Source organism: Algibacter sp. (assembly GCF_049667265.1).
Classification (GTDB): domain Bacteria; phylum Bacteroidota; class Bacteroidia; order Flavobacteriales; family Flavobacteriaceae; genus Algibacter_B.
Genome location: NZ_JBATHX010000320.1, coordinates 1 through 13573, shown reverse-complemented (window position 1 = coordinate 13573; position 13573 = coordinate 1). Strand labels below are relative to the sequence as shown.

The following is a 13573-nucleotide window of genomic DNA, read 5'->3' as shown; positions in this document are numbered from 1 at the left end:
TTGGAAAATGCAAACCCAATTTTTTGATGATTCTGAGCATCCAGATGCTAAAGCCGCATTTGTAAGAGCTTTTGATAGTTGGCGCTGTGAGACTCGTGTTAATTGGGAAATTGGTGGCACAGCTACTGCAACAGATGTTAATGGTGCGGATAATGAGCATGTTATTAGGTTTGATAATGGTTTTGAATTGGAGGCAGGGGTGTTAGGTACCTGTTATTCACAATATGTTGGACGACTTTGTTCTGACGAGGTTATTTGGTCGGTAACTGATTTAGATATTGTTTTTGATAGTGAAACTAGTTGGTATTTTGGAACGGGTACTTTTGACGATGGCGAATATGACTTTGAAACTGTTGCATTACATGAATTAGGTCATGGCCTTCAATTAGGCCATGTAATTAACTCTGACAACGTTATGCATTATACTATTTTAAAAAATACCACAAATACAATCCTTGATTCTAATAGTATTGATGTGGCAAATGATGTCCAATCTAGAAGCAGCACTAATCAAATTTGTGGTTTTCCAGTTTTAAACCTTACGACCGATTATGCAGGAGATTGTACCTTAGAAGTTGAAAGTATTAACATGGAAAATGGTATAGATTTGTTTCCTATTCCAGCAAAAAAAGAGTTTTTTATAAAAAACATATCATCAGAAAAAATAGAAAGGGTGGTTATGTTTGATGTAAGTGGACGATTAATTTCAGAGATTGATGTTTCAAATACACCAACTACTAAAAGCATTAATTTAGAAAATACGTCAAAAGGCATGTATTTTGTGAATATCCATTCTAATAATCATTTTATAACTAAAAAGTTAATAGTCGAGTAAGTTTTTAAGTTACTTGTTTAATTAAGAGGCGTTTATACAATTTGTATGAATGCCTCTTTTTTTTTGTCGCTGTAATATTAATAGTTCAATAATTTGCATCTTATCGAATTTAACATTTCAAGGTAGTCCATACAGCAAAAAGACCACGTAGATAAAATGAAAACAATCAATCCCTCAAGATTGGAATTGTTTAATTTAAAAATTGAGAGAATGAGAAAAGGCAACCTTATTAGTTTATTATTAATTCTAATTATTTCGAGCCCAACCTGGGCTCAGTTGATGATTAAAGAAGTATCATTAGGTCAGCAAATTGAAAAATCAAATTTAGTTTTAGAAGGAAAAGTTATTTCAAAAAAATCTTTTTGGGATATTAATCATGCAAAGATTTATACCGTTAATACTGTTGAAGTATACAAAGTATTTAAAGGTGAAGGGTTTTTAACAATCGAAGTAGTAACGCCAGGCGGAACGGTAGATTCTGATGCGCAAACTGTTTACCCAAGCTTAAAACTAAAAATTGGCGATACTGGTGTTTTTACTTTATATGATAATTCCACAACATTAGATTCTAAGGCACAATCAGATAAAAAGCAATACAAAGTTTATGGATCGCTGCAAGGCTTTTATAAGTATGATTTATCAAATGATTTGGTGATAAATCAGTTTAATTCAACAAAAGGCATTACCACGAGTTTTTACAATGAAATAATGAATGTCACACAATTAGATTATTTTGAATTGGCAAATTTTAATATTGAAAGTAAAGTGTCACTAGCCAATAAAATAGGCTTGTTACCAATTGAAATTTCGAGTTTTTCTCCAACAACCGCTTCTGCTGGAACAAAATCAATTTTAACTATTAATGGGGCTAATTTTGGAACAACCAAAGGCAATGTTGGTTTTAGGAATGCAGATAACGCAGGGAATGGTTTTATTAATGCTTTAGATACGCAAGTTTTAACTTGGGAAGACACAAAAATTACAGTTGAAATTCCTTCGGAAGCAGGAACGGGTGAAATAAGAATTACACACAATGACGGTAGCAATTTCACATCTAGTAGTTCGCTTTCCATTAGCTATGCTCAGGCCAATATTGTTAGTGATAATATAGCCTATCCAACCCAACTTGTTAGTAATAATGGAAATGGAGGTTTTACTTGGCAAATGACATCAGATTTTGTTCAACAAACCGAAGCAAAAAATGCCTTTGAAAGAGCATTAAAAACTTGGAGTTGTGAAACGCAAATGAATTGGGATTTGGACGAGTCAAGTTTGGTGTCAAGTTCAGATGCTATGCATAAATCAATATTAGACAATAAAAATGTGCTAGCATTCGATAATAGCGCAAGTGCTAATGCAGAAGACGACCTGCCCGATACCGTTCTAGGACAAAGAACTAGTTATTATTCAAGATGTACCACTTTAGTAAATGGTAGCCCTGTTTTTGAATGGTACGTAAAAGAATTTGATATTGTTTTTGATGATGAAATAAATTGGAATTTTAATTCGCAAAACCCAAGTGATACGGAGTATGATTTTGAAAGTGTAGCGCTTCATGAATTAGGGCATTGCAGGCAGCTAGATCATATTATTGATACTAATAATGTGATGCATTATGCCATTACTAAAGGAGAATCTTTAAGGAATTTAGATAATAATAATATAGAGCTTGCAAATTTAATTCATAATAACAGCACGGATACTCAGGTATGTAATCAAGAATTGATGACAAATTATTCTGGAAGTTGCGCATTAGGAATAGAGGAAGATGAACTAAGTGCCGGTATTAAAATGTATCCAAACCCAACGAAAGGTGATTTATACATTAGTAATAATGGCGCTATTAATTTAGAGAAGGTAGTTATTTATGATGTTAGCGGAAGAGTTGTTGCTCAACAAGACTTTTCAAATGGGTCTCGTTTAAATTCGATAAGTTTAACAAATGTTTCAAAAGGTGTATTTTTTGTAACCATTCATTCAGATGTCACTTATATCACCAAAAAACTTATAGTTGATTAATAACTATACATATTTTAATTAAAAAAAGGAGGCATTTTTCGTGCCTCCTTTTTTATTACTGACCTAAGAAAATTTACTTGTTCATTGCTTTTTTAATTAATCCAATTACGGCCATAACAATTCCGCCACCAACGCCACCGCCGGCAACACTTCCAATAATACTGTTAAGGTCTAATCCTGTTGATGCTTCAGCCGCAGCTGCGCCGTCAATACCTAACATTCCTAGAACTTGACCGCCAAGTCCGCCGCCTAAAATACCAGCTATGGAATTCCATAATGTTCCTAGAGATGAATTTTTCAATAGCGATCCAGCAATGTTTCCACCTACTGCACCACTTACTAGTTGAATAATTAAAGGTAAATACTCTTCCATTTTATTGTATATTAATTAGTTAGGCAACAAATTAACAAAAAAGCTATCAATTATTTATTATCATAGCTGTTCTTTTAAAATATTCTTAGTTTTTGACGAAATAACTAGCAATTATAAGGTTTCTTAAAATCATTCTAAATAAAGAAAACATGACATCTGTTATTTGTCTAAGAGTACGTCCCTAACTATATTTGTTAAAACCAAAAAAACAACTTCAAAATAATGGGCGGATTTTTTAAATCTTCGATTGGAAGAAAAATAGCTATGGCGCTATCTGCATTCTTCTTAATGTTTTTCTTAATAATTCATTTAGCAGTAAATATTACATCACTCTTTAGTGAATCTGTTTTTAACGAGTTATCTCATTTTATGGGAACAAATCCGTTAGTACAATTTGCACTACAACCAGTTTTAATTTTTGGTGTAGTCTTTCATTTTGTTATGGGATTTGTTTTAGAACTAAAAAACAAAAAAGCCAATGGTGTTAAATATGCCAAAAATAATGGTGCTGCAAATTCAACTTGGATGAGTAGGAACATGATTTATAGTGGATTGGCAATACTAGCATTTATTGTGCTCCACTTTATTGATTTCTGGATTCCAGAATTGAATACTAAATATGTTGTTGGCGATATGACTGGTTTACACCATGGTGAATTTAGATATTTCCCAGAATTGGTTGAAAAATTCCATAGTCATGTAAGAACCATAGCTTATGTTTTAGCATTTATACTGTTAGGATTGCATTTGGCACACGGATTTACTTCTGCATTTCAATCAATGGGAGTAACCGCTGGAAGAAAAAAGACTCTACAAAATATTGGTAAAGCGTATTCTATATTAATCCCACTAGGGTTTATTATAATTGCTTTATTTCATCACCTTAAATACGTATTATCATAGATATGGCAACATTAGATTCAAAAGTACCTAAGGGTCCAATTCAAGATAAATGGACAGATTATAAAAATCATATCGACTTAGTAAATCCTGCAAATAAGCGTCATATTGACATTATTGTTGTAGGAACGGGTTTAGCTGGTGGCTCTGCAGCAGCAACTTTAGCTGAGTTAGGATATAATGTGAAAGCATTTGCTTATCAAGATTCACCTCGTCGTGCGCATTCAATTGCAGCCCAAGGGGGAATTAATGCAGCAAAAAACTACCAAGGAGATGGAGATTCAACATACAGATTGTTTTATGATACTGTAAAGGGAGGCGATTATCGTTCTCGTGAAGCTAACGTATATCGTTTGGCTGAGGTTTCAGGAAATATTATTGACCAATGTGTGGCTCAAGGAGTTCCTTTTGCTCGTGACTATGGTGGATTATTAGATAACCGTTCATTTGGTGGTGTACTTGTTTCAAGAACATTTTATGCTAAAGGCCAAACAGGACAACAACTATTATTAGGGGCTTATTCTGCAATGAATCGTCAAATTGCTCGTGGTAAGATTGAAATGTTCAATCGTCATGAAATGCTTGATGTTGTAAAAGTTGATGGAAAAGCAAGAGGTATTATAGCTAGAAACTTAATTACTGGCGAGATTGAGCGCCATTCAGCACATGCTGTTGTGGTAGCAACTGGTGGATACGGAAATGTATATTTCTTATCAACAAACGCCATGGGTAGTAATGTTACAGCCGCTTGGAAAATCCATAAAAAGGGAGCGTATTTTGCAAACCCTTGTTATACACAAATTCATCCAACTTGTATTCCACGTTCAGGAGATTATCAGTCTAAATTAACCTTGATGTCTGAGTCTTTACGTAATGATGGACGTATATGGGTGCCAAAACATTTAGATGATGTTAAGGCTATTAAAGAAGGAAGTAAAAAACCAACTGATTTATCTGAAGATGATAGAGATTATTTCTTAGAAAGACGTTATCCTGCATTTGGGAACTTAGTTCCTAGAGATGTTGCTTCTAGAGCAGCTAAAGAGCGTTGTGATGCTGGTTATGGTGTAAATGCCACAGGAGAAGCTGTGTATTTAGATTTTGCATCAGCTTTTGATCGTTACGGTAAAGAACAAGCAAAGATTCATAATATTACAAATCCTACTAAAGAAAAGATATACGAATTAGGTCAAGCTATAGTTGAGGCTAAATACGGAAACTTATTTCAGATGTATGAGAAAATTATAGATCAAAATCCATACAAAACCCCAATGATGATTTATCCTGCAGTACATTATACTATGGGAGGTGTTTGGGTTGATTACAACTTAATGACTACAGTTCCCGGATTGTATTGTATTGGAGAAGCAAATTTCTCTGATCATGGTGCAAACAGGTTAGGAGCTTCTGCTTTAATGCAAGGTTTGGCTGATGGTTATTTTGTTTTACCATATACTATTGGAGATTATTTATCTGAAGATATTCGTACAGGAAAAATTCCGACAAATACCAAAGAGTTTGAAGAAGCTGAAAAAGAAGTAAAAGATAAAATAGATTTCTTTGTAAATAATAAAGGAACTAAATCTGTTGATTATTTCCATAAGAAGCTTGGTAAAGTGATGTGGGATAAATGTGGTATGTCTAGAAACGAAAAAGGATTAAAAGAAGCTATGGTTGAAATTAAAGCCATTCGTGAAGAATTCTGGAAAGAAGTTTCAGTACCTGGAACAGCCAATGAAATGAATCCAGAGCTTGAAAAAGCTGGTCGTGTTGCTGATTTCTTAGAGCTAGGAGAATTGTTTGCCAAGGATGCTTTAACAAGAGCAGAATCTTGTGGCGGGCACTTTAGAGAAGAGTCAGCTGAATTAGATGGCCCTCAAAAAGGAGAAGCAAAACGAAATGATAAAGACTATGCTTTCGTTTCAGCTTGGGAATATAAAGGAGAACCTGCCGATGCGGTATTACATAAAGAACAATTAGAATTTAAAGATATTGAACTTAAACAACGTTCATACAAATAAAAAAGACCTATGAATTTAACACTTAAAATTTGGAGACAAAAAGACTCAAAATCAAAGGGTCAAATGGTCGATTATAAAGTAACTGAGATTTCAGAGCACATGTCATTTCTTGAAATGATGGATGTATTGAACGAGCAGTTAGTGAACTCTGGCGAAGAACCAGTTGCTTTTGATCATGATTGTCGCGAAGGAATTTGCGGTATGTGCTCTATGTATATTAATGGAGAAGCTCATGGTCCAGATAGAGGTATCACCACATGTCAATTACATATGCGTATGTTTAAAGATGGCGATACAATAACTATCGAACCATTTAGAGCAGCTGCATTTCCAGTTATAAAAGATTTAGTAGTAGATAGAATGGCTTTTGAGCGTATTCAACAAGCTGGTGGGTATATTTCAGTAAATACTTCTGGAAATACTCAAGATGCTAATTCACTTCCAATTTCTAAACATGCCGCAGATGAAGCTATGGATGCAGCAACGTGTATTGGTTGTGGCGCTTGCGTAGCAACTTGTAAAAACTCCTCTGCCATGTTATTTGTTGGTGCTAAGGTTTCTCAATATGCCTTATTGCCACAAGGGCAAGTTGAGGCTGTAGATCGTGTTAAAAACATGGTGGCGCAAATGGATTTGGAAGGTTTTGGAAACTGTACAAATACAGGCGCTTGTGAAGTAGAATGTCCTAAAGGAATTTCTTTAGATAATATAGCTAGAATGAACCGAGAATTAATGAAAGCTGCTATTAAGTAAGTAACTTTATTTACATAATATGTTAAGCTCATATCATTTTTGATATGGGCTTTTTTATTTTTGAGAATAGTTAAATGGCATTATAGTATTGATAATTAATGTATTTAATCGATTAAATTAGTATTATGTCGTTTTATTTTTATAAATTTGTAGGAAGTGACTCAAATTGTAATTCCTACTAAAATGAAAAAGCTCCTAATTCTACTATTATTAAATTCTTGTTTTATTATGTTCAGTCAAAACTCCTTAGATATTAAAGGTGTTGTTGTTGATGCTAATAATAAACCTATTCAGTACGCCTCAGTTAGTCTTCCTACAATGTTTTTAGGAACTTCGACAACAGAAGAAGGTAAGTTCATGTTATCACTTTCAAATAGTGATTTTGATTCAAATGATATTATTAAAGTCTCCAGTCTTGGGCACGAAACCGAAAAAATCACTATTCAAGATTATATTGATTTAAAGGACAAAGTTATTGTTATTGGTGGTGGAAATATTAAATCTGTTAAAAAGGAAAAACAAATTGTTAAACCTATAAGTGCGACAAAGGCAAAATCAAAACTGAAGGTGAAGTCTAAATCAATTGCTCAACCTATAACTAAACCTAAGTCAGCAAAAGATTATATAGAACTAGCATATAAAAACCTTGAAAAAAACACAATCAATACACCTCATGAGTTAAAAATGATTTATCGTCGTTTTTCTACAGAAGATGAAAAAGCTAGGTTTTTAGTGGAACACTGTATTAATATATTAGATAAAGGACCATTAAATGGAGCCTATAGTGGTGTTGAAATCGTATCTGGCAGAAAATCAGAAGATCATAGACTTGTGAAAAAGAAAATGAATGGACATGCTGTAAATCAAATCGGAAAGAAAAGTCCTTTGAGAGAAGGTATTAATACTGATGAGTATAATTGGAAAGTTAGTGGTTATTCATCTTATGATGGTGAGCAAATTGCCATTGTTGAAGGATGGCATAAGCAAGAAACTCCTAGGTACGTCAGGTATTATGTTGGTACAAAAACATATGGCGTGTATAAAATAGAAACGAAACAACTAAATGCAGTTTATGTTTATCAGAAGGACGAAAACGGGAAGCTTTATTTGAGTTACCATAAAAGGACGAGAACGGGTAGAGGAAAATTGACAGAAGCCGATAAAAAGAAACTAAAAACTAATAAAAATACAGTTAAAGAATCTTACAAGCATGAGGCCTTTGTTATAGGCGTTAAAAAATTGATGCCAAACAAATATGATCGTTCGGTTTATAGAGTTTATCATGAGGATATAGGTGATATTAAAACAGCTTACGAGCCATCATTCTGGAGAAAGTTAAGTATTCCGCCCAATACGGCATTTTATAATGAAAGTATAGAGGAATTAGAAACTATTTCTAACTTGCCTATTCAAAAACAATTCAGAAGAGTAAATTAATTCTTTTTGTAATTAGCTCAAGCCCATATTATTATTTGTATGGGCTTTGATATTTAATAACTATATTCAAAAAATGATTTTAAAGTAAATTATAATCGAGATTTTTGTGTTAGAGTCATAAATTAGTATAAGTAATTTTATGAATAAAACATTACTATTAATATTTTTTTACCTCATATTTTATCCTGCTGATATATTTGCTCAAGCAGAATCTAATAAGCGTTCTTTATTTAACGAAAAGGAACTTCTTAAACATGTTAAATCATTATCCTCTGATGCATTTGAAGGAAGAAGAACTGGTTCAGATGGTGCTAATAAAGCTAGAAAATATATTATAAATCAATTTCATTCTTTACAGGTTGAACCTTTGGGGAAGTCATTTGAGCAATCATTTTCATTTACAAAAAAAGGCAAACTATTTAATGCCGTAAATGTTTTGGGATTTATTGAAGGCTCTGAATATTCTAATAAATATATTGTAATAAGCGCGCATTACGATCATGAAGGGGTTAAGTATGGTAAGATTTATAATGGCGCTGATGATAATGCATCAGGAATAAGTGCATTGTTCGCTTTCGCGGAATATTTTAAAAAGCATCCGCCTAAACACTCAGTTATTTTGGCCGCATTTGATGGGGAGGAATTAGGGCTTCAAGGGTCTAAATACTATGTGAATCATACCATTATTTCTTCAAAGGAAATCGTATTAAACCTGAATATGGATATGATTAGCCGAAACGATAAGAATGAGTTGTATGTTACGGGCACTTCTGAAAACAAGCAATTAAAATACTTGATTACAAAATCGAATCCTTCATCAGAAATAAAATTGGTAACAGGTCATGATGGCAATGATGGTCTAGATAATTGGACCTACTCATCAGATCATGCCAATTTTCATAAAAAGAATATTCCGTTTTTATATTTTGGTGTTGAAGATCATAAAGATTATCACGAACCGACCGATGATTATGAAAACATTCAACCAGCATTTTATATTGAAGCCGTAAAAACCATCATTTCAGTATTCAATACCATTGATGAATCCAGATTTTAATTTAAATTTCAGAAAGGATTATTTAATTATTCACCCTCGTTAAGTAGCATAAATCCGCCTTTTGTTAAAATTTCTTTTTTAATCAAATTGTCTGTATTCGAAATAGAAACATAAGTTTCAGTTTCATTTTCAAGATCTACTTTAATTTTTTCGAAAACATAATTATCATTCAATTTTTCTTTTAAAACCAAAACAAAGTAGTTGTCTTCAAGTTCAAGAATAGCATCTTTTGGAAGCGCTAAACTTTTCGCAGTTTCTGTTATAATGTCCGCCTCAACAAACATCCCGACAATGAAATTAGCTTCAGATTCATTGTGAATATGCCCATGTACTCGTACAATTCTGGTTTCAGGATTTATGGATGTTCCAACCAAATGAACTTCGGCTTGAAAAATTTTATCTGAAGCTTCAGGAATTTTAAAACCGATTTTCTGTCCTTTTTTAATGTTTAAAACATCCTTTTCAAAAACAGATAATTCTAAATGGATATGCCCAGTATCTACAATTTCCATAATCACATCGGTAGGCGAAACATAGGTGCCATTGCTAACGTTTACTTTAGTAATGTAACCTTCAATAGGCGCATATAGGTTTATTGAAGAGGTAATTTGACCTTTTTCAACCGATGATGGATTTATATTTAACATGACTAATTTTTCACGTAATCCGTTGTAATGTGCCAAACTACTTTTGTATGTGCTTTCAGCTTTTAAAAAGTTTTTTTGAGAGGTAATATTCTCATCAAAAAGCGTTTTTTGGCGGGTGAATTCGGATTTTAAATAATTAAGTTGTTCTGAAACTTCTAAATATTGTTGCTGAACCTCAATATATTCTGGGTTTTTAAGCGTTACTAAAACTTGTCCTTTTTTAACCTTATCACCAATTAAAAGCGGGGTTTTGGTAATGTAACCACCTATTAACGGGCTTATAATGGCTTTATTTTGCGGCGGCACATCAATCATGCCGTTAGCTTTGATGGTTTGATTGAACTCGTGTTCTTCAAGTTTTCCCAGTTGCATGTTTTCATTATTAAATTGCGACGTGCTGATTACAATGGTATTGGTGTTTGATGATACTTCAACACTCGTTTTATTTTCTTTTTCTGAATTTCCGCAAGCTACTAATACAAGCGAAAAAAGTAGGATAAATATATGTTTCATGGTGATTAAATTATAGTATTAAATAATTGATGGCGATTATGGTTTGGTTGTAAGCTTTTATATTGTCGAGGTAATTGAGTTCAATATCCGTTGCGGTTTCTATACTTTGGATATATTGAAAGAAATCAATTTCGCCTTCTTTAAAAGTGCGTTCTGCAGTTTTTATAATTTCTTCTGAAAGGGTTTTTCCTTGAGTTTCGTAATAACCTATGGCCTCGTTATGCTGCTGAAGTTTTGCTATAAGCGTTTGATATTCAGCATATAATTTGATTTTATAATCTTGTTTTTCGGCTTCCACTACTTCTTGAGCAATTTTTGAAGCTTTTATTTTTGAAGCATGTCCGCTAAAAAACAAAGGGATTTTAACTCCTAATTGATACCCTTTAATATTGCTATTTAGGCTACTGTTTGAACCTTGAAAATATTCTACACTCAAATCTGGTAAAAGATTTTGTTTCTCTTGCTGATTTAAGGCTTTGAAGTATACTTTAGAGTTTTCATATAGTGACAAGCCAATATTATTCTCAACTGAAATGTTTTGTAATTCTAGCTTCTGCAAATCGTCATCAAGAATAGATATCGAATCTATTTGCACTAATTTTTTTAATTGTTCTTTTGCCAAAATAACTTCTTGTTGCGATTGTTTATAAACCGTTTCAAGCTGTTTTCGTTTAGATTTTGCACTAATCATTTCCAGATAATTCGTTTCGCCTAATTCAAAACGACGTTCGGAGGCACTAACAAATTTTTGATACAAGCTATCCAGGAACATATAGGTTTTAACCTTGTTTTTAGCATAGCTTAAATTGGAGTATGCCAAATGAACATCGCGTTTTAAAACTTCTAATTTGATGTTGTAATTGGATTTTTGAAGGTTGAATTTTGCCTTATTCACAGATTTATCAGCAAAATAAACCGTTGGAAATTTAAAATCTTGAGATATTCCGAAAATCTTTAAAGGCTGATTGTTGATAGCCAAATTATTTTCATCGTAATTATAATAAATAGACGTTTTATCAAAACTAAATGCACTACCAATTAAGGTTTTGGATTCATCAGTTTTTAAGGAGGACGCTTTTAAACTCGCGTTGTTTTCAATGGCTAAATTAATGGCTTCATCAACTGATATTGGTTCGTTTTGAGAATGAATATTTAATGATAGTAAAATAATTATTACCGACGCTATTGTTTTTTTGTTCATTTTAATGTCTTTTTTTTCTTCAAACCAAGCGTATAAAACGGGTAATACAATGAGCGTTAAAACGGTAGCAGAAACTAAACCGCCAATTACTACAGTCGCTAATGGGCGTTGTACTTCTGCGCCTGCATTGGTTGAAATAGCCATTGGTAGAAACCCTAATGCCGCGGCAGCTGCAGTTAATAAAACCGGTCTTAAACGTTCAGATGTCCCTCTTTTTATAAGTTCCTCAATATTTGCTACACCTTGTTCTTTAAGTTCTTTAAAATGCTCGATTAATACAATACCATTTAAAACAGCAATACCAAAAAGAGCAATAAAACCAACGCCTGCGGAAATACTAAAAGGCATGTCTCGAAACCATAATAGTAAAATGCCACCAACCGCAGAAAGCGGAATTGCTGAATACACCATAAGTGCTTCTTTAATTGATCCAAATGCAAAATGTAGCAAAACAAAAATTAGGACTAAGGCAATTGGGACTGCAACCAAAAGCCTAGCTTTGGCGCTTTGTAAGTTTTCAAATTGCCCGCCATAAGTAATGCTATAGCCAACAGGAAGTTTTATTTTACTTTCAATAATCTTTCTAACATCATCTACAACAGATTGTAAATCTCTATTTCTAACATTTATCCCAACAACAATTCTTCGTCGGGTATCATCTCTAGAAATTTTTGCTGGACCAGTCGTGTATTTAATATCGGCAAGTTCACTTAAAGGAATTTTATTTCCATTTGGTGTATCAATGTATAAATTTTCAAGATTTTCAATATTTTTTCTATGTGCGTCATCTAAGCGAACAGTTAAGTCAAAGCGTTTTTCACCTTCAAATACATTACCAACCGTTGTGCCAGCAAAACCCATGGAAATAATGTGATTTATATCTGAAATATTTAAACCATATCGTGCAATTTTACTTCGGTTATAGGTAACGCTCATTTGAGGTAAGCCTTCCACTTTTTCTATTATAATATCCGAAGCACCTTCCACATTTTGAATTAGCGATTTAATTTCATTCGCTTTGTTTGCTAATACAGTTAAATCTTCACCAAATATTTTAACAGCTACATCGGCTCGAACGCCAGTAATTAGCTCGTTAAAGCGCATTTCGATGGGTTGGGTAAATTCCACTTCCATACCTGGAATAATGGTTAGAGCTTCTTTGAATTTATCAGCTAGTTCATCTTTGCTTTCAGCAGAAACCCATTCGCCTTTTGGTTTCAGTTTTATAATAACATCGCTTTCTTCCATACTCATAGGGTCAGTTGGGACCTCGGCAGCACCAATTCTGCTAACTACTTGGTCAACTTCAGGGAAATTATCTAAAAGTATTTGCTCAATTTTTGTGGTGATTTCAATTGTTTTTCCAAGTGATGTTCCTGTTTTTAAAACCGGTTGAATCACGAAGTCACCTTCATCTAAAGTTGGCACAAATTCGCCACCCATAGTACTAAATAACCATATGCTAAACGCTAGTAAAAACCCTGCAAGTGAAACCACTATTTTCTTGTGTTTTAATGCCCAATGAATGGTAGGTTTGTACATTTTGTTTAAGAATGTCATTAACCGAACCGAAATATTTTTTTCGCTTTGTTTGTTAGGTTTTAAAAACATTGAGGAAATAACAGGCACGTATGTTAAACAAAAAAGCATGGCTCCAATAAGTGCGAAACTGAATGTTAATGCCATAGGTTTAAACATTTTTCCTTCAACACCACTTAATGATAAAATAGGAATGAATACAATGAGAATAATGAGTTGGCCAAATATGGCCGAATTCATCATTTTTGAAGCGCTCTTTTGAGTAATAGCATCTATGC

The 13573-nt window shown here is 33.2% G+C and carries 10 protein-coding genes; 7 read left to right on the top strand and 3 right to left on the bottom strand.

Annotated elements, in window-relative coordinates; genetic code table 11:
- Both WBN21_RS11420 and WBN21_RS11415 read left to right on the top strand, forming a co-directional pair.
- A partial coding sequence (locus WBN21_RS11420) for a T9SS type A sorting domain-containing protein (protein WP_424200377.1) occupies positions 1-835 on the top strand: 835 nt, incomplete at its 5' end.
- 210 nt (positions 836-1045) lie between these two features.
- Positions 1046-2854 (top strand): T9SS type A sorting domain-containing protein, encoded by a 1809-nt coding sequence (locus WBN21_RS11415; RefSeq protein ID WP_424200375.1) that lies wholly within the window; start codon positions 1046-1048, stop codon positions 2852-2854.
- A 73-nt stretch (positions 2855-2927) separates the two neighbouring features.
- Here WBN21_RS11415 and WBN21_RS11410 read toward each other — a convergent pair whose 3' ends face one another.
- The gene (locus WBN21_RS11410; protein WP_424200373.1) at positions 2928-3227 is read right to left on the bottom strand and encodes a hypothetical protein; all 300 of its coding nucleotides are present in this window, start codon (positions 3225-3227) and stop codon (positions 2928-2930) included.
- Positions 3228-3449: 222 nt separating this feature from the next.
- On the opposite strand from WBN21_RS11410, the gene WBN21_RS11405 reads away from it, so the two are divergent.
- The 5 genes from WBN21_RS11405 (at position 3450) to WBN21_RS11385 (ending at position 9395) form a co-directional block, all read left to right on the top strand.
- On the top strand, positions 3450-4130 hold the full coding sequence (locus WBN21_RS11405; RefSeq protein ID WP_424200371.1) for a succinate dehydrogenase cytochrome b subunit: 681 nt from the start codon (positions 3450-3452) through the stop codon (positions 4128-4130).
- Between the two features lie 2 nt (positions 4131-4132).
- A complete protein-coding gene (locus WBN21_RS11400) occupies positions 4133-6148 on the top strand; it encodes a fumarate reductase/succinate dehydrogenase flavoprotein subunit (RefSeq protein ID WP_424200369.1) in 2016 nt (671 codons plus the stop codon).
- 9 nt (positions 6149-6157) lie between these two features.
- Entirely contained in the window at positions 6158-6901 is a 744-nt protein-coding gene (locus WBN21_RS11395; protein WP_424200367.1) for a succinate dehydrogenase/fumarate reductase iron-sulfur subunit, read from the top strand.
- A gap of 228 nt (positions 6902-7129) precedes the next feature.
- Positions 7130-8338 (top strand): carboxypeptidase-like regulatory domain-containing protein, encoded by a 1209-nt coding sequence (locus WBN21_RS11390; protein ID WP_424200365.1) that lies wholly within the window; start codon positions 7130-7132, stop codon positions 8336-8338.
- A gap of 139 nt (positions 8339-8477) precedes the next feature.
- Positions 8478-9395, top strand: a complete 918-nt coding sequence (locus WBN21_RS11385) for a M28 family peptidase (RefSeq protein ID WP_424200363.1) — start codon at positions 8478-8480, stop codon at positions 9393-9395.
- Between the two features lie 26 nt (positions 9396-9421).
- Here the strand turns inward: WBN21_RS11385 and WBN21_RS11380 are convergent, their stop codons facing one another.
- Both WBN21_RS11380 and WBN21_RS11375 read right to left on the bottom strand, forming a co-directional pair.
- A complete protein-coding gene (locus WBN21_RS11380) occupies positions 9422-10555 on the bottom strand; it encodes an efflux RND transporter periplasmic adaptor subunit (RefSeq protein WP_424200361.1) in 1134 nt (377 codons plus the stop codon).
- A gap of 10 nt (positions 10556-10565) precedes the next feature.
- On the bottom strand, positions 10566-13573 hold a 3008-nt coding region (locus WBN21_RS11375; protein ID WP_424200359.1), incomplete at its 5' end, for a CusA/CzcA family heavy metal efflux RND transporter.

Excerpts from the sequence above, each read along its gene's own strand:
- WBN21_RS11400 (WP_424200369.1), top strand. The coding sequence starts at position 4,133 with ATGGCAACATTAGATTCAAAAGTACCTAAGGGTCCAATTCAAGATAAA.
- WBN21_RS11390 (WP_424200365.1), top strand. The coding sequence starts at position 7,130 with ATGTTCAGTCAAAACTCCTTAGATATTAAAGGTGTTGTTGTTGATGCT.
- WBN21_RS11395 (WP_424200367.1), top strand. The coding sequence starts at position 6,158 with ATGAATTTAACACTTAAAATTTGGAGACAAAAAGACTCAAAATCAAAG.
- WBN21_RS11415 (WP_424200375.1), top strand. The coding sequence starts at position 1,046 with ATGAGAAAAGGCAACCTTATTAGTTTATTATTAATTCTAATTATTTCG.
- WBN21_RS11385 (WP_424200363.1), top strand. The coding sequence starts at position 8,478 with ATGAATAAAACATTACTATTAATATTTTTTTACCTCATATTTTATCCT.
- WBN21_RS11410 (WP_424200373.1), bottom strand. The coding sequence starts at position 3,227 with ATGGAAGAGTATTTACCTTTAATTATTCAACTAGTAAGTGGTGCAGTA.
- WBN21_RS11405 (WP_424200371.1), top strand. The coding sequence starts at position 3,450 with ATGGGCGGATTTTTTAAATCTTCGATTGGAAGAAAAATAGCTATGGCG.
- WBN21_RS11380 (WP_424200361.1), bottom strand. The coding sequence starts at position 10,555 with ATGAAACATATATTTATCCTACTTTTTTCGCTTGTATTAGTAGCTTGC.